Source organism: Arthrobacter cupressi (assembly GCF_900099975.1).
GTDB lineage: Bacteria > Actinomycetota > Actinomycetes > Actinomycetales > Micrococcaceae > Arthrobacter > Arthrobacter cupressi.
On the sequence record NZ_FNEI01000005.1, the window covers coordinates 1 to 20,091 of the forward strand.

At 67.1% G+C, this 20,091-nt stretch carries 19 protein-coding genes; 5 read left to right on the forward strand and 14 right to left on the reverse strand.

Annotated features, from left to right (window positions below; translation table 11 throughout):
• On the forward strand, positions 1-385 hold a 385-nt coding region (locus tag BLP88_RS07340; RefSeq protein ID WP_425388851.1), incomplete at its 5' end, for an LGFP repeat-containing protein.
• Here the strand turns inward: BLP88_RS07340 and BLP88_RS07345 are convergent.
• From BLP88_RS07345 to BLP88_RS07385, 9 genes are all read right to left on the reverse strand, one after another.
• Positions 376-1,635: a hypothetical protein gene (locus BLP88_RS07345; protein ID WP_074588137.1), complete on the reverse strand. Its 1,260-nt coding sequence runs from the start codon at positions 1,633-1,635 to the stop codon at positions 376-378. The two genes, BLP88_RS07340 and BLP88_RS07345, sit on opposite strands and share 10 nt — an antisense overlap.
• A 186-nt stretch (positions 1,636-1,821) precedes the next feature.
• Positions 1,822-3,057, reverse strand: coding sequence for an acyltransferase family protein (locus BLP88_RS07350; RefSeq protein ID WP_175453515.1), 1,236 nt, complete (start codon positions 3,055-3,057; stop codon positions 1,822-1,824).
• Positions 3,050-4,498 carry a lipopolysaccharide biosynthesis protein gene (locus BLP88_RS07355; protein WP_139163326.1) on the reverse strand — a complete coding sequence of 483 codons (1,449 nt, stop codon included), beginning with the start codon at positions 4,496-4,498 and terminating at the stop codon, positions 3,050-3,052. The genes BLP88_RS07350 and BLP88_RS07355 overlap by 8 nt, the downstream gene beginning before the upstream one ends.
• Positions 4,491-5,702 (reverse strand): aminotransferase class I/II-fold pyridoxal phosphate-dependent enzyme, encoded by a 1,212-nt coding sequence (locus tag BLP88_RS07360; RefSeq protein ID WP_308807171.1) that lies wholly within the window; start codon positions 5,700-5,702, stop codon positions 4,491-4,493. The genes BLP88_RS07355 and BLP88_RS07360 overlap by 8 nt, the downstream gene beginning before the upstream one ends.
• On the reverse strand, positions 5,662-6,669 hold the full coding sequence (locus BLP88_RS07365; RefSeq protein ID WP_074588144.1) for an SDR family NAD(P)-dependent oxidoreductase: 1,008 nt from the start codon (positions 6,667-6,669) through the stop codon (positions 5,662-5,664). The genes BLP88_RS07360 and BLP88_RS07365 overlap by 41 nt, the downstream gene beginning before the upstream one ends.
• 5 nt (positions 6,670-6,674) lie before the next feature.
• Positions 6,675-7,733, reverse strand: a complete 1,059-nt coding sequence (locus tag BLP88_RS07370; protein WP_074588146.1) for a sugar phosphate nucleotidyltransferase — start codon at positions 7,731-7,733, stop codon at positions 6,675-6,677.
• Positions 7,730-8,899, reverse strand: coding sequence for a UDP-N-acetylglucosamine 2-epimerase (gene neuC / locus BLP88_RS07375; protein WP_074588147.1), 1,170 nt, complete (start codon positions 8,897-8,899; stop codon positions 7,730-7,732). Before neuC ends, BLP88_RS07370 begins: the two co-directional genes overlap by 4 nt.
• 1 nt (position 8,900) lies before the next feature.
• Positions 8,901-9,953: an N-acetylneuraminate synthase family protein gene (locus BLP88_RS07380; RefSeq protein WP_218871799.1), complete on the reverse strand. Its 1,053-nt coding sequence runs from the start codon at positions 9,951-9,953 to the stop codon at positions 8,901-8,903.
• Positions 9,950-10,630, reverse strand: a complete 681-nt coding sequence (locus BLP88_RS07385) for a PglD-related sugar-binding protein (RefSeq protein WP_074588149.1) — start codon at positions 10,628-10,630, stop codon at positions 9,950-9,952. Before BLP88_RS07385 ends, BLP88_RS07380 begins: the two co-directional genes overlap by 4 nt.
• A gap of 125 nt (positions 10,631-10,755) precedes the next feature.
• Between BLP88_RS07385 and BLP88_RS07390 the strand changes: the two genes are divergently transcribed.
• From BLP88_RS07390 to BLP88_RS07400, 3 genes are read left to right on the forward strand one after another with little or no spacing between them, the layout of a single operon-like run.
• Positions 10,756-11,841, forward strand: coding sequence for a Gfo/Idh/MocA family protein (locus tag BLP88_RS07390; RefSeq protein ID WP_084110930.1), 1,086 nt, complete (start codon positions 10,756-10,758; stop codon positions 11,839-11,841).
• Between the two features lie 54 nt (positions 11,842-11,895).
• On the forward strand, positions 11,896-12,696 hold the full coding sequence (locus BLP88_RS07395) for an acylneuraminate cytidylyltransferase family protein (RefSeq protein WP_074588151.1): 801 nt from the start codon (positions 11,896-11,898) through the stop codon (positions 12,694-12,696).
• Entirely contained in the window at positions 12,693-13,481 is a 789-nt protein-coding gene (locus BLP88_RS07400) for an SDR family oxidoreductase (RefSeq protein WP_074588152.1), read from the forward strand. Before BLP88_RS07395 ends, BLP88_RS07400 begins: the two co-directional genes overlap by 4 nt.
• Before the next feature lie 63 nt (positions 13,482-13,544).
• On the opposite strand, the gene BLP88_RS07405 is transcribed toward BLP88_RS07400, so the two are convergent.
• From BLP88_RS07405 to BLP88_RS07420, 4 genes are all read right to left on the reverse strand, one after another.
• Positions 13,545-14,576, reverse strand: coding sequence for a hypothetical protein (locus BLP88_RS07405; RefSeq protein WP_074588153.1), 1,032 nt, complete (start codon positions 14,574-14,576; stop codon positions 13,545-13,547).
• Positions 14,577-14,675: 99 nt separating this feature from the next.
• A complete protein-coding gene (locus BLP88_RS07410; RefSeq protein ID WP_074588154.1) occupies positions 14,676-15,572 on the reverse strand; it encodes a glycosyltransferase family 2 protein in 897 nt (298 codons plus the stop codon).
• Positions 15,569-15,985, reverse strand: coding sequence for a DUF2304 domain-containing protein (locus BLP88_RS07415; protein ID WP_074588155.1), 417 nt, complete (start codon positions 15,983-15,985; stop codon positions 15,569-15,571). The genes BLP88_RS07410 and BLP88_RS07415 overlap by 4 nt, the downstream gene beginning before the upstream one ends.
• Positions 15,986-15,988: 3 nt before the next feature.
• Positions 15,989-16,726, reverse strand: a complete 738-nt coding sequence (locus BLP88_RS07420) for a glycosyltransferase family 2 protein (RefSeq protein ID WP_139163327.1) — start codon at positions 16,724-16,726, stop codon at positions 15,989-15,991.
• 156 nt (positions 16,727-16,882) lie between these two features.
• On the opposite strand from BLP88_RS07420, the gene BLP88_RS07425 reads away from it, so the two are divergent.
• Positions 16,883-18,931 (forward strand): DUF6541 family protein, encoded by a 2,049-nt coding sequence (locus tag BLP88_RS07425; protein ID WP_074588158.1) that lies wholly within the window; start codon positions 16,883-16,885, stop codon positions 18,929-18,931.
• 85 nt (positions 18,932-19,016) lie between these two features.
• Here the strand turns inward: BLP88_RS07425 and BLP88_RS07430 are convergent, their stop codons facing one another.
• On the reverse strand, positions 19,017-20,063 hold the full coding sequence (locus BLP88_RS07430) for a TroA family protein (protein ID WP_074588159.1): 1,047 nt from the start codon (positions 20,061-20,063) through the stop codon (positions 19,017-19,019).
• Between the last annotated feature and the right edge of the window lie 28 nt (positions 20,064-20,091).

Consider the following 20,091-nt stretch of genomic DNA (forward strand, 5'->3'; position numbering starts at 1 on the left):
CTGCTACCAGCCCTTCGCCAAAGGCAACATCTACTGGAGCTCCACCACCGGCGCACACGCCGTCACCGGCGCCTACTGGAACGCCTGGAAGGAAGCGGGCTTCCAACCCGCCATCGGCTATCCCACCAGCCGCGTGAACTGCGGGCTCTACGGCGGCGGCTGCTACCAAGCGTTCAGCAAGGGCAACATCTACTGGACCTCCGCAACGGGAGCACACGCCGTCACCGAACCCTACCGTGAGGCGTGGCGTCAGGCAGGGTGGCAGATGGGCAAGCTCGGCTATCCGAAAGCGGCAGCGGTTTCCTACCTCGGTTATCGCACGGTCCGCTTTGAAGGCGGCAGCATGACCTGGACCTCGGCCGGGGTGACGGTCACCTATTCCTGAGGTGCACGGCCGCCGGCGGGCAGGGGGTCCGTGGGACCGGCGGCCCGCTGGAACCGCCGTTGAAGGAGCAGCGCGAGGAAACCCAGGCCGACGGCGACCCCGACCCACAGGCTCGAGCCCAGCCGGTCGGACTGGCTGTACACCGGATGCCCGACGATGCTCAGGACGCCATAGACCGACAGCCCTGTGGCCGCCCACCCGGCCAGCGGAAGGAGTCCGCGCCGCTTGGCGAGCACCATGCCCACGCCGGCCGCGATGAACAGGGCAAGGTACCCGGCGTTGGCCGGGAGCGCCGCCAGGAAGGACATGGCGAACTCGCCTTCCAGGGCGAGCAGCCGCTGCAGCGGGTCATCCACCGGCGGGAACCGGAAATGGTCGGTGAACGTGTCCTGGAGGCTGTGTTGCAAGCCGGGCAGTCCCAGCAGGGAATTGATGAGGACGCTGGCTGCTGCGAACAGGGCCGAGATGACTGCTGCCGCCCTGAGGGGAGGGCGCCGCCGGTATTCCTTGAACAGGAGCAACGCGAGGCACAGCGCCAGAAAGCTCACACAAAGCAGCATTGTCGATGAGTACTTGAAGAAGAACACCAGCGCCAGGCCCGCCGTCATCAGCAGAACGCCGCGCCTTCTCGCACCCTTGAGCACGTGGGCCAGCCCGATGGCCATCACCAGCGAGGACAGCAGCGTCGGAGCCTCCGCCAGCAGGGCGATTCCGTGGGGCAGGCTGACCGGGAGCAGGTAGAAGGCGGCCTGCGCCACCGTTGCGGCCAACACGGACAGCCCGCCAACCCGGGCGAGCCTGACGATCAACAAACCGGAAATCGCGGTCGACAGGACCGCGATGATCCACAGGCCGGTCCGGTCGCCAAGCAGGTTCATGAGAGGGAGTGCAAGCAGCGGGTAGCCGATCCTGGGGCTGAAGATTTCCTGGTACTGCGGATTCCTGTCGATGTAACCGATGATGGGCCCGTGCCCCGCCATGGTGGTGGTCAGGCAGTTTTCCACGGTTCCGGCGTACGGCAGGGAGGGATTCTCGCAGAATTCCAGATAGGCCGTTTCCCAGGCCTCATCGGGCGACGCACCCTGCAGCTCGTGGGCGATCCTGATGTACTGGACGGTATCGCCCCAGACGACCCCCGGCCCGACAGCGAAGGCGGCCGCGGCAAAAATCAGGGCGGCAACAGCATGGACCCAGCCACGCCGGGTCCGCGCCGGCCGGTGACCCGTTATCCGGCCGGCTAAAGATGACACACGTGGCTCCTCGCCTCACTGCCCCCTTGCCACGAAGCGGCCGCTTTCCGTGCATGGGAGAGGCCCGTGGCAATCAATCAAGACCCGGCCCGGACGCTGCAGAATACAACGCGCCACCGGGAATCCACCGGATCGATCTTAGCGCAGCCGCGCCCCAGTAACGGACGCGTGCATGGCCCGACGTCGTCAGTGCTTCGCGTCCTCGAGGTCCTGGTTGCGGGCGGCCGCCGTGGTGGCTCCGCCGACCGGCGCTGGCGGGCGCAACAGGACCTTCTTGAGCCAGGCGCCCACACGGTGGAAGTGCTTCTCCACCAGCAGGTAGAACCCGAAGGCCACCACGTTGCTGGCGAGGATGGACAGCGCAATCAGCTGCCACGCCGGCAGGGTGCCGTGCAGGAAGTACCAAAGGTATGAGACGACCGAGAAGTGGAGGAGGTAGAGCGAGTAGCTGTAGCTCGAGAGGAAGAGGCTGAACGCCCGGAACGCCCGCCCGGAACGGTCCTTGAAGGTACTGCGGGACAGGCCGTCCGCGGACCGTTCGGCGGCGATGCCGTCGACCAGGAAGTACAGGTGGCAGAACGCGACCGAAGCCGGAATGATCGTGCTTGCCGAGTGGAGGTTCACGCGGTTGTAGTAGAGGCCCACGAGGAAGGCCGCCGTTCCCAGGATCACCAGCCAGGCGTGGAAGGAGCGCGGCAGCTTGGCGACCCGGCCGGCGGCGAGGGCGTAGAGCATGCCGATGATCCATGCCAGCGACTCGTAGCTCCCCTTGGCCATGTATCCAACGGGCACCGCGATGGCGAAGACCAGGAGCAGGGCGTTGCCGACGCCCGGCTTCATTTTCCGGAACGCCACGAAGGCCAGGACGCCGAAGGCAACATAGATCCACCATTCGGCGACCACCGACCACAACGGCGCGCCGCTTCCCACGGGCCCGGCGTTAATCCATGGCGTCCCGAGGCGCGGGGCAAGTTCCTGCAGGATCGGGTGGTTGAACAGCATGGTAAACGCCCCGGCCACTGCCTGCGGGCTCAGGTCGACACCGTCGAACGGCAGCCGGGTGGTCCCCCGGAACACCAGGAAATCACAGGCTATGATCAGCGCCAGCGCCGGGAAGAGGGGGTACACCACCCGGGCCACGCGGTCGAGCAGGTAGGAATTGAACGTGAAGTCGGGCCGATCCCGTTTCTTCAGCACGGCGCTGGTAATCAGGTACCCCGACAGGACGAAAAAGATGATCACCGCGAACGACTGCATGTAGAAGACCCGGTGCCCGGGGACCATGAAGATCCCCGGCAGGAAAATGTTGAGCGCATGGCCCAGCACGACGGCCTGGGCGGAAATGCCGCGGGCGAAGTCGAAGAACACGATGGGTCCGCGCTTGGCGGATGTGTTCGCGGGGGTCGGCAGAGGCTCAGTCAACGTGTGCCCTTTCAGGTTTCGCTCCGGCCGTGCGCGGGCGTTTCAGCCGGGCACGCCACAGCGCGGCCCCCGCAAGGACCAGCACGGCGACGGCGGCGACCGTGAGCAGGCCGGTGGTGAGGTTCGTGGGCAGGAGCATCAGGATTCCGGTGTAGGCGATGGCCGCGGCACAGCAAGCCGCGTAGGTCCCGGGAGCCCAGCCGCCCGCGGCGCGTTTCCGGGCGACGGCAAAATAGGCCAGGCCGAGCAGCAGGAACGAAGCAGCCGAGGAACCGGCCACACCAACGAGGTTCGCCGAAGAAGCTGGCCAGAAGGCCACGACGGCGGACACAAGCAGGACCGCCGGCGTCACCACGGACAGCCACCACGTGGCGTTGTCCGCGAACAGCAGCGTGGAGGCGTTGAGGTACAGGACATACCCCATGGCCGCGAGGGGCATCAGCTGTGCGACCGGGATGAGGCTTTCCTTGCCTCCGGCCATGAGGTGGACGACAAGGTTCGCCCCGGCCCCGGCGACAACCACGATCGCGAGGCCGGCAAGGCTTGCGGTACGCATGGTGGAACGCATGCGCAGAACACGGTCATGGCCCCGCACTGACATGAGGGCGGGTACCCAGGCATTGTTGAGTGCGCCCAGCAAGGTGACGGTGCCCAGGATAAACACCTGGACTTTGCCGTAATCGCCGGAGACCCCGTTGGCTGCAACCGCCGCCAGGAGGAATGGTGCTCCCTGGGTCAGCAGCATCAGCGCGCCCGTATGCGGCAGCACCGGCGCACCGACGGAGATTGCCTCGCGCAGCGCCCCCTTGTGGGAGAACGGCATGGCAGGCCGGCCGACGACGAGCGACAGCAGGGCGCTCAGGAGGACGAACACCCCGTAGCCGGCCATGAAGACCACAGCCTGCGCTCCGAAGACGAGCATGGCGAGCAGCCCGCCCACGTAGGCAGCCATGGACGAACACAGGCTAAGCGCCACAAACATCACCGGACGCCCTTGGGCCCGCAGGATGGCCTGGGTTGCCAGGACCGAGGCCTGCAGCCCCATGGCCACCAGGGCTATCGCGAAGCTGGCCGTGCCGGTCCCGCTGGTGACAAGTCCGTAGATTCCGGCGCCTGCCAGGCCGAGCAGCAGTCCACCGATTGAGAGGAAACCGCTGATGGCGCGGGCCTTTGCCTGCCCGCCGGGTTCGAACCAGGCCTTCGTGATGGCCAGCGGCAGCCCGGCGGAGGCAAGGACCACACCCACCTGGATCACCGAAACCGACAGGTAGAGTTCCTGCCATTGGGTGTCGCTGTTGAGCACGTGCAGGGCGAACGGCTGCACGATGAAGATGCCGAGGCCCTGCATGAGGGCCCCGGCGAGGTACAGAAGCGAGTTCCGGCCGGTGTTGTGCACGGCGCCCGCGGCGGCTGGACCGCCGTCGGGCGCTGTATTACTCACCGCTGCCGGCAAGCCACTCGAGGACACGGTCGATGACCCGCTGCTGGTCAACAGGTGTGAGGTCCGTGGAACACGGCAGGGACAGGCCGCGGGCGAAGAGGTCTTCGCCGACGCTGCCTCCCACCCGTGCTTCGTCCTTCAGCGGCGGCTGCATGTGCAGGGGCCGCCAGAGCGAACGCGACTCGATGTTGGCTTCGGCAAGGAAGTCCTGGAGTTCGTCGCGGGCGCCGGCACCGCGGGATGCGGGAACCTGGACCGAGTACAGCCAGTAGGTGGACTCCTGGCCGTCCAGCTGCGGCGGGGTCTGGATTTCCGTACCCGCGAACGCTTCGTTGTAGCGCTTCGCGATGGCGCGCTTTGCTGCGACGAAGCCATCGAGCCGCTCGAGCTGGGCGACGCCGAGGGCGGCTGCGATGTTCGTCAACCGGTAGTTAAACCCGATCTCATCATGCAGGTAGCCGCGGTCGGGCTGGCGTGCCTGGGTGGAGAGGTGCTTGGCGCGGCGGGCCAGTTCCTCGTCGTTGGTGGTGAACATGCCGCCGCCGCCGGTGGTCATGATCTTGTTCCCGTTGAAGGAGAATGCACCCATGTCACCGACGGTGCCGACGTGGCGGCCGGCCAGCGGGCCGGACGTCCACACGGCGCCCAGTGCCTCGGCGGCGTCCTCGATGACGACGATGCCGTACTCGCGTGCCAGTTCGACGGCGGCAGCCGCGTCGGCGGGCTGGCCGAGGATGTGCACAATCTCGATGGCCTTGGGCAGCTTCTCCCCCGCCGCCTTGCGGCGTTCGAGTTCGGCCCGCAGCTTGGGAACGTCCATGCACCAGGACTCCGGATCCGAATCCACCAGGAGCAGCTCGGCGAACTGGTAGGAGGCCGCGTTCGAGCTGGCCATGAAGGTGAAGTCGGATACCGCCACCAGGTCGCCCGGCTGGATGTCGGCCAGGCGCATGGCGATGTGCAGGGCGGCCGTCCCGGAGGCGCAGGCGACGGCGTACTTCGCTCCGACATACTCCGCGAAGCGCTTCTCGAAATCGCTGACGAAATGCCCGACCGAAGAGACGAAGCCGCTGCTGATGGCTTCGTTCATCAGCGTTGCTTCGCGCTCACCGATATTCGGGATGGCTAGGGGAACTCGCGACACGGTTGGCCTTTCTGGCGGTTCAGCGGGCGTACTTGGCAGCGGCAGCGGCGTCGACGCCACGGGCCTCGATCCATTCGGCGGTGCGGCGCAGGCCCTCTTCGAGGCCAACCTGCGGGGCCCAGCCGAGTTCGGCGAGGGCCTGCGAGGGGTCGGACAGCAGGTGCATGACTTCGCTGGCTTCGGGGCGGACCCGGATGTCCTCGGTGATGATCTCAGCGGTGGAGCCGGTGACCTTGGCTGCCATCTCGACGAGCTCGCCGATGCTGACGTCGTAGCCGGTGCCCAGCTGGATGACCTGGCCCTCGAGCGGGATCTGCGCGGTCGCGGCCTTGAAGAAGCCGTCCGCGGTGTCTTCGACGAAGGTGAAGTCGCGGCGCGGGGTCAGGGAGCCGAGGTGGATCTTTTCGGCGCCGGCGATCATCTGCTGGAGCACGGTGGGGATCACGGCGCGGGCCGACTGGCGCGGACCGTAGGTGTTGAACGGGCGCAGTACAACCACTGGGGTCTGGAAGGAGCTGGCCCAGGCTTCGCAGAGCTTGTCGGCGGCGATCTTCGTGGCGCTGTAAGGAGACTGGCCGCGGAGCTCGTTGTCGATGGTGATCGGCACGGTCTTCGGGGTGCCGTAGACCTCGGAGGTCGAGGTGTTGACCAGGCGCGGCACGTCGTGGCGGCGCACGCCTTCAAGCACGTTCAGGGTGCCGACGACGTTCGTCTCCACGTACGAGCGCGGTGCCTGGTAGGAGTACGGGATGGCGATCAGCGCAGCCAGGTGGAGGACGACGTCGGAGCCCTTGACCAGGTCCGAGACGAACTCGGCGTCGCGGATGTCACCGAGCTGGAGGTCGACGGCGTCGCGCTCTTCCGGGCTCAGGTCATCCAGCCAGCCGTAGGAGCCGTTGGAGTTGTAGACGCACAGGGCGCGCACGTTCGCGCCCTCGGCGATCAAGCGCTGCGTGACGTGGCTGCCGATGAAGCCATCGGCGCCCGTGACAACCACTGTCTTGCCTTTGATGTCCTCGAAATTCATGGTTATCACTGGCCTTTCGCTGTTGCTAGGTCTTTGGGGGTGCCGACGTCGATCCAGTCCGAATCGATGGGCCAGGCGGCCACCGTCTTGGATTCATCGATGCAGGCTTTGACGAGTTCGGGCATGGAGTAGGGCTCCATGTACGGCACCATCGCCAGGGCTTCGGGGGACACCGCGTAGATGCCGGTGCTGATCTCGAACTCGACCGTGGGCTTTTCCACGACGGAACTGATGGACCGGTCGTCGCCGATTTCCAGGACCCCGAACGGCACCTGGTGGGTGTAGGGGCGGGCCGCGACGGTCACCGCCGCGCCCTTGGCCTCATGGAAGGAAAGCAGTTCGCTGGCGGAGTAGCGCACCATGAGGTCGGCGTTGGTCACGATGACCGCTTCGTTGATCTCCTTGACCTCGTGGTGCAGCAGGCCCAGCGCGCCGGCCGTGTTGAGCGGCTTCTCGGGGTCCTCGTGGAGGTACTTGATGCTGCAGCCAAGGCGGGAGCCGTCGCCGAGGTGGTCCATGATTTTCCCGGCGAGGTAGGCCACCGAGACGTAGATGTTGGTGATGCCAGATTCCACCAGGCCAAGGATGATCCACTCGATGATGGTGCGGTCCGCGACCGTCATGAGCGGCTTGGGGGTGTCCTTGGTCAGGGCTCCGAGGCGGGTGCCCTTGCCGCCGGCCATGATGACGGCCAGGTTCGTGAGGGGCTTCCTGCCGACAATGTCGGTGAGCGTATGCAGCCCTACGAGCGTGCCGCCGTCGTCCACTACCGGAATCTCGCTGATCCGCAGGCTCCGCATCAGGTCGAGGACGGAGGCGCGCGTGGCATCCCGGCCCACTACGTGGGGGCTGGTGTTGGTGTATTCCAGGACCTTGGATTCCAGCTGCGCACCGCGCAGGAGGCCCCGCCGGATGTCGCCGTCGGTGAGGACACCGTGGAGCATTCCGTCGCTGTTGGTCACCAGGGCTATTGCGGACGCGCCACGGTCGATGGCTTCCAGAGCTTCCCGCACTGTGGCTTCGGGGCCGATGCAGACCTTGCTCAGGGGGCCCTCAATAGTCATAGATTCAGCTCTCCAGCGGTTACGTCAACAAATGTCTTGCTCAGCCCGGTCGCGGGACTTTCCACGACGACCTTTTCGATGAGCCCGGCAGCATGCGAATTCCCGTAAGGGTTGATCACATCGCGGCTCATTGCGCGGAACTCCGCGGTCAAAGCCTTTTCAATACTAGCGCGAATCTCCTGGCGGTCATCGCGGCAGTGTATGACGTTGGCGCCGTGCTCGCGCCCGCGCTGCCGGTCTCCGACGTTGACCACGGGCACGCCGAAGGTGGCGGCCTCCAGGATTCCCGACGAGGAATTCCCGACCAGGGCCTGCACCGTGGCCATCACCCGCGGGTACAACGGGCCCAGGCTCTCACGGATGACGACGCCGGGCAGGCCCTGCGACTCAAGGTCCTTCAGGACCGCGATGATGTCTTCCCGGCCGGCGTCGAAGCCCGGGTAGGTGAGGATGGCGGTGCCTGCCTGGCGGATGCTTTCTTCAAAGACCTGCCGGGCCAGATCGCCCGCGTTGCCCTGCATCTCCGCGGTCGGCGGGTGGTAGGTGACCATGACGAGCGGAAGCTCAAGCGGCACCCCGAACTCCGCTTCAAAAGCAGCCGCGTCCAGCGGCACGGGGTCGGCGAAGCGGTCAAGGCCGGGAGCCCCGGTCTGGTGGATCCGGTCCGCGGACTCCCCCAGCTGCGCTACCCGGCGCGCGGCCTGGGCCGTGCTGACGCAGTGCTGGTCCGCGAGCTTGGTCACTGCGTGCCGGACGCGTTCGTCCAGGGCGCCTTCGGTCACTTCGCCGCCGTGCAGGTGGACGAGGCGGATGCCGCTGATGATGAAGGGCGGAAGCACGTACAGCAGTTCCCAACGGTCACCGAGGACGACGACGGCGTCCGGCGCGAGGTTGCCGGCAAGCCCGGCCATCCGGGCCGAGAGTTCCGCCCCGGTGCGCGCCTGGGTTTCCGCGGTCAGTTCCTCGAGGTACAGCCCTTCCTCGTGGTGGGTGAAACCGCCGTCGGGCAGGCCGGCTTCGAGCAGCCTCGTGAACGCGGTTCCCTCCGGAAATCCGATCGCCGTGGCCACGTGGAGCTCGACGGCGTCGTCCGCGGCGAGGGCGGAAAGCACCGGTCCCAGGGGGAAGAGGTCTGCGCGGGTCCCTACAAAGGCCAGGACCTTCATGCTAAAGCAGGTCCTCCCCGAGCAGGGCCGCACCGGCGGACACCGGACGGGCCGCGGTCTTGCCGATGACCAGGGCCGAGGGGGCGAGCCCGCCTTCCGGACGCAGGATTGCGACGTCGTCGGCGGTGATGATGGCGCCGGCGGCGATGTCGCGGGCGGCGTGGTAGGAACGGCGGACCAGGGAGGCGTTGGCTTCCTCGCTGGGCATCCTGCGCTTCCGGCCGTCACCGAGGGCGGCGTGGGCCTCGCGCACGGAGCGGACGTAGTGCGCGAACTCGTCCTTCTCCAGCGATGCGGAGTGGTCCGGGCCGTTGCGGGTCTTGTCGGTGGTGATGTGCTTTTCCAGCAGGGTGGAGCCCAGTGCCGTGGCGGCGATCGCGGTGACGGCGCCCGGAGTGTGGTCGGACCAGCCGACCTCCACGCCGAATTCCTCGCGGAGGGCCGGAATGGCGCGCAGGTTCGCTTCCTCCAGCGGAGCCGGGTAGGCGGAGACGCAGTGCAGCAGCACCGTGGCGGGCGCCTTGGCGGTGGCGTCCAGTGCCGCCGCGATTTCCTCGCGGGTTCCCATGCCCGTGGAGACGATCATCGGGATGCCGAACTCGGCGATCGCCGAAAGGTACGGCGTGTTCGTCAGTTCACCGGAGCCGATCTTCAACCCCGGAACGCCCAGCTCCGCGAGCATGCGGGCGCTGTCGTAGTCAAAGGGGGTCGAAAGGAAGGTGATGCCGCGTTCCTCGCAGTGGTCGCGCAGTTCCTTCCAGGCGGCTTCCGGGAGGGTGAGCCGGGCGAGCATCTCCGACTGGGACTCCGCGAAACCGGCCTTCTTCTGGTACGGGGTGGTTCCCGCGGAACTCGTGACGAGCGCTTCGGGCTTGAAGGTCTGGAACTTGACGGCGTTCGCCCCGGTATCGGCGGCGAGATCGATGAGTTCATGCGCGACGGCGACATCGCCGTCGTGGTTGACGCCCGCCTCCGCGATCACGAAGATTTCTTCTGCCGGGCCGATACTGTGGCTGCCGAAACGTACAGAAGCGGGGCGCTGGTCATCCGTCAATGTGCTGGGCCTTTCGTTGGGTTGAGTCGCCGGGCGGGCACTCCCACATATGTTGCCATACCGTCCAAATGGCGGGCCGCCACGGCACCGGCTCCCAGGATGGCGTGATCACCGACCCCGATGCCGGGAAGCACGCGGGCTCCCGAGCCCACGAACACACCTTCGCCGACGCTTGCGGCCCCCAGCAGCACCGAACCGGGCGCCAGGTGCGCCGCCGGGCCGACCTGGCAATCGTGTTCGACGATCGCGCCGGTGTTCACGATCACGGCCTGCCCCACGGTGGCCAGGGGTCCGATGTGGGCATGTTCACACACCTGGGCGAGCGGGCCGAGGACGGCTGTGGCGTCCACGGTGGCGCTGCCCGCTACGAGCGCATCGGTCAGCCCGGTGAAGCGCTGGTCGGCGGCCAACGCCGCGGCTATCCTGGCGCGCACAGCGTTCGCCCCCACGGCGATGGTGACGGACAGCGACTCCCCGAGGGCGAAGTCAAGGGCCCGGGCGTCGTCGTCGAACACTGCCGGAAGGGTGCCGTCCGGGTTGCGGAAGGCCTCGGGGGCCGTCGACCCGGCCGACAGGGCGCGGTCGCCGACCGCGGCGATGCGGTCGCCGCGGCCCCTGATGACGGAAGCGAGGCTACGGGCATGTCCGGAAGCACCGAGAATGAGCCAGGACCTCATGCGCCGGCCCCGGGAAGCCGGAATGCGCGCCCTGCTATGTTGTTCCGGGCGGCACTGCCCCGGCGGCAGGCCATCTCAGGATTCTCCATATAACGCCGCAACACCTCAGAGCTTGGATTGGCCAGATGACTTTCACATCATACTTTGACGCTTCCAGTGCTGCCGGAAGCCTCGCCCTTCCCCGGCTCGAGGCCGCCGGCACCGGGAAGACCACGGCCCTGGTGCGCGGTACCGGATCCATCGGAGCCCGGCATCTGCGGGTGCTGAAGCAGCTGGGAGTCGAAAAGCTCTATGCCTGGCCGGTCCGGCCCGGCGCCTCGCTCGCGGACCGCCCGGACCTCCCGGCGTCGGCGGAACTGGTCGACGACTGGCCCGACGCCCCGCTGGACCTGGTGGTCATTGCGACAGACACCCGGCGGCATGTGGAGGACACCCTGGAGGCCCTCGGCCGGGCCCCTGGCGCGGTCTTGCTGGAGAAGCCCGTCGCTCCCGCCGCCGCCGATGCGAGGATCCTCCTCGAGCACGCACGGGCGGAAACCATCTCTGTCAGCGCGCCGCTTCGTTTCCACCAGGGTTTCGCGGTGGCGGCCGAACTGCTCCCCCGCCTCGGCCGGATCACCAGCGCCCAGGTGGTCTCGCAGTCGTGGCTGCCGTCCTGGCGGCCCAACCGCGATTTCCGGGCCAGCTATTCTGCCCGCAAGGAAGACGGCGGGGTCCTGCGGGACCTGGTGCACGACATCGACTACCCCACGATGCTGCTCGGCGCCCCCACGGAGCTGCGTTCGGTCCTGGGCAGCGGCATCCTGGGCATCGAGGCCGAGGAATCAGCCGACATCCTGTGGGACAGCCCCGCCGCCGTCCATCTCCGGCTGGACTACGTGACCCCGGTGAAGACCCGCAGCATCCGCATCGCCACCGACGAGGGGGCCCTGGTGTGGGACGTCGTCCGCAACCGCGTGGCGCTGGAATGGCCTGACACGGAAACCGCCTCCGTCGGCAGCGTCGAGGCGTTCTTCGGCGATGACGCCGACGTCGACACCATCCTGGCCCGCCAGTCCCTGTCCATCCTGCAGCGCACCGGCATCGACGGCGGGACCACCATGGAGCGGTTCCGGCCGGCCAGCCTCGAAGAAGGCGTGGCCAGCGTGGCCATCTGTGATGCGGCGCGGACGTCGTCGGCGTCGGGCGGGACCGAAAAGGTAGTGTGGTGATACTGCGGCCCGGGAAAACGGGCCAGCGAATCCACCACGAGGATGAAGTCAACAATGAATGAGAACCCGGCCGGGCCCAAAGTGCTCGCGGTCATTCCCGCACGTGGCGGGTCCAAGGGACTCCCCGGCAAGAACATCCGCCCCCTGCTGGGCAAACCGCTGCTGGCGCACTCCGTCGCACTGGCGGGTCTGCTCGGCGGGAACGTGCGCTGCATCGTCTCCACTGACGACCCCGAAATCGCCGCCGTCGCCACAGCGGCCGGCGCCGACGTGCCGTTCCTGCGCCCGGCGGAGCTTGCCAGCGACACCGCGCCGATGAGCGTGGTCCTGCGGCACGCGCTCGCGGCGATGGAAGACCTGGACGGCACCCGCTACGACATGGTGCTCCTCCTTGACCCGACCAGCCCGACCCGGACCCCGGAGAGCGTTCGTGCCGCCATCGATTCCCTGGCGGCCTCTCCCGAACTCGACGGCGTCATTGCTGTCTCGGAACCGTTCTTCAACCCCACCTGGGTGGGCGTGAAGCCCGCACAGGACGGCGCCTCCCACCTTGAGCGTTACTTCAGCGAAGGCGCGGGTGTGGTCCGCCGGCAGGATGTGGCACGGTTCATGCGGATCAACGGCAGCTTCTACGTCTGGCGTTCGGAATTCGTGCGCCGCCTCGAAAACAGCTGGTTCGACGAAGGCCGGCACGGCTACGCGGAAATCCCCGAAACCCATGCCTTCAGCATCGACGACGAACGGGAGTTCCGCCTCGTCGAAGCCGTGGTGAGCGCGGGCCTCGCGCCGCTGCCCGGCGTCGAGATCCCTGCAGCGGGCGCGGCAGCAGTTCCGGCAGTCGGAGGCAACGCATGAACGAGTCCCTCTTCTCCCTGCGCGGCCGGCGCGCCCTGGTCACCGGCGGCGCCGGACCCCTCGGCAGCGTCCTCGCCGACGCCCTGGCGGGCCAGGGCTGCGACGTCATCATTTCCGATGTCAACGCCGGAGCCTGCAACGACGCCGCGGCGGCCATCGCCGACCGCCACGGGGTGAATGCCATCGGCATCGCGTCCGACCTGCTCAGCAGCGAAGGAACCACCCGGCTGGTGGAGTCGGTCGACGGGCCCCTGGACGTCCTGGTCAACAACGCCGCGTTCACCGGGACCTCCGGCGTGCCGGGGTACGCCGTCCCCTTCGAGGAACAGAGCGATGAGGCGTTCGAGCTGGCGTCGTCACTGAACCTGCGGGCGCCCTTCTCCCTCGCCCGGCAACTCGCGCCGAAGCTGGCGCAGAGTCCCGGCGGCTCCATCATCAACGTCTCATCGATTTACGGGATCGTGGGCCCAAACATGGGCCTCTACGAAGGAACCCGGATGGGCAACCCGGCGGCCTACGGCGCCACGAAAGGCGGGGTAGTGCAGCTGACCCGCTACCTGTCCACAGTGCTCGCCCCCAAGGTGCGGGTCAACGCTTTCGCACCCGGCGGGATCGCGCGCGGCCAGGCCGACAGCTTCACGGAACGCTACGAGAAACTCACCCCGCTCGGCCGCATGGCCACCGAGGACGACTTCCGCGGCGTCGTCGTCTGGCTCGCGTCCGACGCATCCCGTTACGTGACGGGACAAACCATCGCCGTCGACGGCGGCTGGAGCGCCTGGTAGGCAACCGGACCACAACGCGAGAAGGCCCTGGAGCTGGTGCTCCAGGGCCTTTCTCATGCGGTCTTACGGCCGCAGGGGCTCGACGGCGGCCATCGCGGGCAGCTTCGGCAGCGGCGAGGGCAGGTGCTTGAAGGGGTGCCGGATCCAGTGCCACGGGGACAGGCCCTTCTCCGTGGCGTGGGCGCCTTCAGGGACCTTCTTGAGGCCAAGGACCGTCTGGGCCTTCGTGAGGGGGCCGCTTGCCCAGTACTCCAGGAACGGCACCACGGTGTGCGAATCCCAGCCAAGGAGCGTCTTCAGCTCCTCCGGGGTACGCATGTCGGCGCGGCCGAGCTCGTCTTCGGCGATCTTCCGCAGGACCTCCTGCGGGGTGGACTCGTCGTAGAACTCGGGCCAGAAGTCCCGCATGACGAGCCCGGGATCGGCGTGGGCATTCGCGCCGAGCTTGAAGTCGGGTCCGTAGATTCCCACGTCGGCACCGGTCACGCTCGCGTACATGAGGGCCGTGGAGAGCCGGTTGGACACCACGCGGGGAGCTTCGGACATCATCCAGAGAATGCGGCCGATGAACTGTGGGTCCCTGCGGTCGCCGGCGCTGACGATCTCGTGCCCGGCGTTGCTCCACGCGGCCATGATTTCGTCGTTGTGCAGGTCGTCGATGTGCAGGCACACGGTTGCGGAACCTTCACGCTCCTTGACCATCTGCGCGTACGCCTCGTGGTCGCCGTCGACCTTGAGCAGGGCCGTGCCGTGCAGCGGCAGGACGAGCGTCTTGTCCTTGCGGGCCGGGACGGCCCCGGCCTTGCGGGCGGCGTCCAGCAGGTACAGGTACGGGGCGCCGACGGCGTCCAGCATGGGCGTGCCGTCGTCAAAGAAGTTTCCGGGGTCAGCAGGCTTCCAGCCCCGCGAGGAACTGGTCCAGGACAGCCGACGGCGTTTGGGGCCCCAGCTGGCAAAGTCGCCGAACTGCGCGGTCACCGGGCTGCTGACGGTCCAGCCGTGCTGGATCAGGCCGGAGACGTGGCGCAGGCGCTTGGCCCCGGTGTACAGGGCGAAAACGGCGGAATGGCCGTAGTAGTGGTTCTGGATATCCATGGGCTTTCATGCACCTTCCGGTGGGATCGCGGACGCGGATGCGACAGGAAAATGCGCCGCCGGTGGCAGGGGCCTCCGGCGGCGCATCTCCGTGGGGTGTCAGGGACGGACGGCGTGGGCCGCGAGCTTCCGCAGTCCGGGCCACATGCCCTTCGAGATCACCTTGGGGGTCAGTGAGGCGGCGTTCAGGCGGGAGGTCAGGTGCCACCGGGCGGCGCGGGCGGCGTCCTTCCAGCCTTTGGCCGTGAAGTCGCGCACGCACTCGTCGAAGAAGGCACGTTCCTCCGCGAAACGGCGTCCGTCGAGGGCACGCACGGAGGAGTCCGACTCACGGTGGCGCCGGTACTGGAAGCACACCGTGTCCAGGACGGCCATGCGTCCGCCGTGCAGGATGATGTCGATGGCCAGCGCCAGGTCCTGCACCACGTTGTACTGCGGGCGGAAATCGTGGGTCTTGACGGCGTCGGCACGCCAGGCCACGGACGGGAAGTACAGCCAGTCGCCCACCAGCAGGCTCTCTGCGATGGCCTCGTCGGAGACGATGGCTTCGGAGGCCTTGCCGACGAGCCGGTGCCGCAGGAAGCTCTTGACCTTGTCGCCGAGCGGCTCGTACACCGCACCGTTTTCGTCGATGACCTCGACGCCGGGCTGCACGATGCTGACTGTGGGGTCCTCGAAGGCCTTCCGCACGGTGCTGATGTAGTTCGGGAGCATGATGTCGTCCGCTCCCATGATGACGACGATCTCGTGCTCCACGAGCCCGATGCACTTTTTGTAGTTGCCGTTCGCTCCGAGGTTCTCCTCGTTGCGGTAGTAACGGACCCTCTCATCGGCGGCGACCAGGCCGTTGAAGTATTCGGGCAGGCTCTCGTCCGGGTAGCCGTCATCCACGATCGTGAAGCGGAAATCGCGGTCGTCCTGGGCGAGCACGGAATCCACGGCGGCCTTCATCATTGCCACGTCGCCGTAGTACGGCAGCATTACATCAATCGTCACTTGTCTTCTTCTCTCGCTTGAAGGCTTGTCTGCGTGGGTGAACCGGTATCCGGAACCACGGCTTCGGTGTGTGCTCCCCGCTGGAGCTGCTCCACGGAGGAACGGAGAATGGCGACCTCTTCGGCCAGGATCCGGGTTTCATCTTCCAAAATGGTCAATTCCCGCGAAACGTGCAAGCTCACGCCCACCAGCAAAAGGATCGACAACGCGAACAGCAGGTTGGACGGAACAACGACTCCAACGAGGGCTGCCGCCCAGTTGAGGAGCCGGGGAAAGAGCCCCAGGATGATCGTGAGCCCGCCGATGACCAGCCACAGAATGGCGTACTTCTCGCGAAGCCGTCCGTTCCGGAGCATGACCAGGACGACGATGACCATGAAGATGGAAAAAACCAGTGAAGCGGCGACAGTCATGCCTTAGACACTTCCCTCTCCGGCGATGTCGCCTGACAGTGGTGCATGCAGTTCCGCGGCCCGGGGAGTCCGGCGCCGGGCAAGTGCGAAGCATAGGACGAGGCCTGACCGCGCCAGGTAGATCGAGGATTTGACCGGCCCCTGGCTCGGGGTGCCTGCCTGGCGTTCCTTCATCTCCACGGGAACCTGGGTGACCTTGCACCCCGATTTGATGGCGACCACGAGGGAATCGATGGTGTCGCCAAGGTATTCGGTGGGGAAATGGGAAATGTACTGGCGGATGGCGCGCTCGTTGGCGGCGCGGAACCCGGACGTGACATCCGTCAACGGCGTGCGGGCGACGGCGGAGATGACTTTCGCGAGGAAGAACATCGCCCAGCGGCGCGGGCCCTTCGCTCCGTAGCTGCCCCGGCCGGCGAAACGGGCACCGATGGAAATATCCGAATGCTCCAGCCCGGCCAAAACCCGGTCGATGTCGTGCGGGTCGTGTTGCCCGTCCGCATCCACCTGGATGACCGCGTGGTACCTGTGCCGGAGCGCGTACTTGAAGCCCGCCCGCATGGCCCCGCCCACACCAAGATTGAACGGCAGCCGCAGCACCGTGGCGCCCGCCTGCTCCGCAATCCGGGGAGTGTCATCCTTGGATCCGTCATCCACGACGAGCACATCGTGCTGGGGTACGACGTCACGCACATGTCGGATGGTGTTTCCGATAGCTTCTGCCTCGTTCCATGCTGGCATGACAATGAGAACGCCAGAACGCCGTGAATTACCCATGATTGTGGATTGTATCAAGGAGAGGTGACCCTCACGGTTGCCGTCCGGCGCGTTGCCGCCGCCGCGAACCAACTCCCAGCAAGGCCTAGTAGTCTTGCGTTGACGTTTAGGAGTTGATCTATGTCCTGGTGGGAAACCCTCCCCACGCTCGGAATCGCCGTCCTCGTTTTCTTCGTCCCGGGCCTGGCTTTGCTGTGGACCGCCGGCGTACGGGGCGCGGGCCTGGCAGTACTGGCCGTACCGGTCACAACCACTGTGGTCGCCTCGGCCGGCATCATCTTCGGCTTTGTGCGGATCCCGTTCAATCCGCTGACCGTGGTTGCCCTGACCATAGTGCTGGTGGCCCTCGTGACCGCCGTGCGCGCCCTGCTGCGCAGGAGGGGGGCAGCGCACAGCCGCCTGGAACTCCCCGACCCGGACCGCGGCGTCTACCCGAGGACGCCGGTCAACAAGGCCATCGTCCTGCTTGCCGTGCTGGTGCCGGCGGTCATCATCGGTGCGCGCTACATGGCGGGCTTCGGCACCCCTGAGTCCTTCTCGGAGACCTTCGACAACGTCTACCACCTGAACGCGGTCCGGTACATCGCCGACACCCAATCGGCGAACACCCTGACCCTCGGGAACCTGACGGAAACGTCGAAGGGCCTCTACCCCGCCGGGATGCACGCGCTCCTCGCCCTCGTCCTGATGTCGGGCGGGCAGGCCATCACCGTCGCCGTCAACTGGGGATCCATCCTCTACGCCGCAGTGGTCTGGCCCCTGGCCTCCCTCTTCCTGGTCACCCGGATCGTCGGCTCCCGCCCGCTGACCCTGCTGGGCGCCGGCGTGCTGTCCGCCGGGTTCAGCAGCTTCCCGTACCTGATGGTTGCTTTCGGGATCCTCTATCCGAACCACGCGGCGCTGACGATGCTTCCGGTGGTCCTGGCGCTGACCATCGAAGCGAGCGGCATCCGCTCCGGCCAGCTGAAGCTCAACGGGCACGCGATCGTCCTCCTGGTGGCCACCGTGCCCGGTGTGGCGCTCACCCACCCCAGCGCCTTCGTCGCACTCCTGGTGTTCGCGAGCCCCGCCATCATCGGGGTGTACGTCCGCGCCGTCGCCCGGCGGTACCGCGGGGAACTCAGCAGCCGGGCGTTCCTCCTGTGGACCCTCGCCGCCGTCGTCTACGCGGTAGGCACCCTCGGCGTGTGGATCGTCGCGCGGCCCCCGCAGAGCGCCGCCAGCTGGGCGCCTTTCCAGACCAATGCTCAGGCCCTCGGCGAGATCCTGGGCAGCGCACCCATGGGCACCACGGTCGCATGGATCATCTTCCTGCTCACCATCGCCGGCCTCTACGTCATTGCCCGGCGCTTCCGGAAGCACTGGTGGAGCCTTGGCATGTTCGGCATCGCCGCCGTGCTCTACCTGATTGTTTCCGCCTGGCCGATCGGCACCTTCCGGTATTTCATGACCGGGGTCTGGTACTCCGACAGCAACCGCTTCGCAGCCATGCTTCCCCTGGTGACGCTGCCCGTGGCGGCGCTCGGCCTGGACTGGATCATCGGCCGCCTCGGACCGCTGCTCTCCCACTGGGCAGCGGCCGCGCACGACGGCCCTGCACGCAGGAGCCCCCTGCAGCCTCTGCGGGGGCTGGCTGCCCGGTTGCAGGGCCCGACGGCGTCCAGCGCCGCTGCCGCCGTCGTCGTCCTCGTCGTCGGCATCGCAGGCCAGGGCGGCACGCTGGCGAACGTGCAGCAGCGGCTGTCCACCACCTTCGAGACCCGGACCGATTCGAGCCTCGTCACGGTTGACGAACTGACACTGATGAAACAGCTCGCCGGGATAGTCCCGGAAAGCGACATGATCGTCGGGAACCCCCGCACGGGTGCGTCCATGGCGTACGCGTTCTCGGGCCGGCACGTCATCGCGCCCCACATCCTCGGTGCACGCAGCGACAGTGAACGCCTCCTGATGGAGCATTGGAGCGAGGCGGCCTATAACCCCACCGTGTGCCCGGTGATCAAGGAAAAGCGCGCCTACTGGGCGTTGGATTTCGCCGACCAGGAGATGACACCCCGCGGCGAGCCCCTGGAAGGCACCCGCGACCTGGCCGACGACTCCGCCCCGGGAGTGGAACTCGTCAAGGAGGTCGGGAAGGCCAGGCTCTTCCGGGTCACCGCCTGCGGCTGACCGGAGATGGGCATATGAAAGGAGGCGGGACAATGTCCCGCCTCCTTTCATATGCTCCGTGTCGGAAGAGATCGCGTTTCGGTGCTCAGGCCTGCCGGGACTTGTACACGGACTTGGCCAGTTCGGGAACGATGTTGCGGGCCGCCCACTGGGCGCCGCGCATGGACTGCCGCTGCAGGGCCACGGCTTCGTCCCCTGAAATCACGTAGACAGTACCGGCCCCGAAATCCGGGAAGTCGCGGCTCAGTGCCTTGTTGGCCCGGTAGTTGTTGAAGTCCCCCGAGGGGACGTTCACCACCAGCACGTCCGCGCTCAACTCCGCGGCCCGGGACCTCGGAAGGTAGACCATGCCCTGCGGGAACCGCGACGACGCGGGCTTCAGACCCTTGGCGAGGCCGCTGAGCCCGGGTGCGGCGGAAAGCCCGAGGGAAGCGAAGAACGCGGCCGGCGCCGAGTCCTGCACCGCGAGGACCAGGTCGGACCCGGAGGCCGAGGACGCCGAGACGAACAACGCAGTGGCGCCTTTCAGGTCAGGGTAGTCCTCGACGGATTCGCTAATGTCCTCGCGGGCTTCCTCGACCAGTGGCTTGGCCGCATCCTGCAGTCCGGTGACATCGGCGATGAACCCGGTCACGGGTTCCCAGTCCTCGGCCGCCACGCTGTCCGGTGCGAGAATCACGGGCGCAAGGGCGGACAGCGATTCGTATTCCTCACGGCTCAGCCGGTTGCCTACCGAGAGGAAAGCTTCGGGTTCCAGTTCGGTGAAGAGCGAGGCGGTAAGCTGCCGGCCGTCGTCGTACGTTTGCGGGGTCTCGGCGGGGCCCAGAATCCGCAAACCGGCCCGGTACCACGCGGTGGTGTCCGCCGTGGGGCGGGACAGCGGCACCAGGCCCAGGGAGACCAGAGTCTCGGCCTCCGCCGCCCCCAGCGCGACGATCCGGGACGGCCGGGTCTTCAACACGGTGGTCCCGAAGCGATGGGTGATGTTCTTGGGGAAGCCCGCATCCGACGGCGTAACCTCCACCGTGTCCTTCTTCTCGGCGGAGCAGGCTCCCAAAGCCAGAGGCGCCAGGCCTGCAAGGACGAGGAAGGCACGGCGGCTGGTGCTCGCGCGTTCGGGTCCGGACGTCATTTCTCGTTTCCCATCATCAATATCGGCA

Bases quoted from the DNA above. Each gene is read 5' to 3' on its own strand.
- BLP88_RS07365 (WP_074588144.1), bottom strand. From the start codon at position 6,669: ATGAATTTCGAGGACATCAAAGGCAAGACAGTGGTTGTCACGGGCGCC.
- BLP88_RS07370 (WP_074588146.1), bottom strand. From the start codon at position 7,733: ATGACTATTGAGGGCCCCCTGAGCAAGGTCTGCATCGGCCCCGAAGCC.
- neuC (WP_074588147.1), bottom strand. From the start codon at position 8,899: ATGAAGGTCCTGGCCTTTGTAGGGACCCGCGCAGACCTCTTCCCCCTG.
- BLP88_RS07385 (WP_074588149.1), bottom strand. From the start codon at position 10,630: ATGAGGTCCTGGCTCATTCTCGGTGCTTCCGGACATGCCCGTAGCCTC.
- BLP88_RS07390 (WP_084110930.1), top strand. From the start codon at position 10,756: ATGACTTTCACATCATACTTTGACGCTTCCAGTGCTGCCGGAAGCCTC.
- BLP88_RS07395 (WP_074588151.1), top strand. From the start codon at position 11,896: ATGAATGAGAACCCGGCCGGGCCCAAAGTGCTCGCGGTCATTCCCGCA.
- BLP88_RS07400 (WP_074588152.1), top strand. From the start codon at position 12,693: ATGAACGAGTCCCTCTTCTCCCTGCGCGGCCGGCGCGCCCTGGTCACC.
- BLP88_RS07405 (WP_074588153.1), bottom strand. From the start codon at position 14,576: ATGGATATCCAGAACCACTACTACGGCCATTCCGCCGTTTTCGCCCTG.
- BLP88_RS07415 (WP_074588155.1), bottom strand. From the start codon at position 15,985: ATGACTGTCGCCGCTTCACTGGTTTTTTCCATCTTCATGGTCATCGTC.
- BLP88_RS07420 (WP_139163327.1), bottom strand. From the start codon at position 16,726: ATGCCAGCATGGAACGAGGCAGAAGCTATCGGAAACACCATCCGACAT.
- BLP88_RS07425 (WP_074588158.1), top strand. From the start codon at position 16,883: ATGTCCTGGTGGGAAACCCTCCCCACGCTCGGAATCGCCGTCCTCGTT.
- BLP88_RS07430 (WP_074588159.1), bottom strand. From the start codon at position 20,063: ATGACGTCCGGACCCGAACGCGCGAGCACCAGCCGCCGTGCCTTCCTC.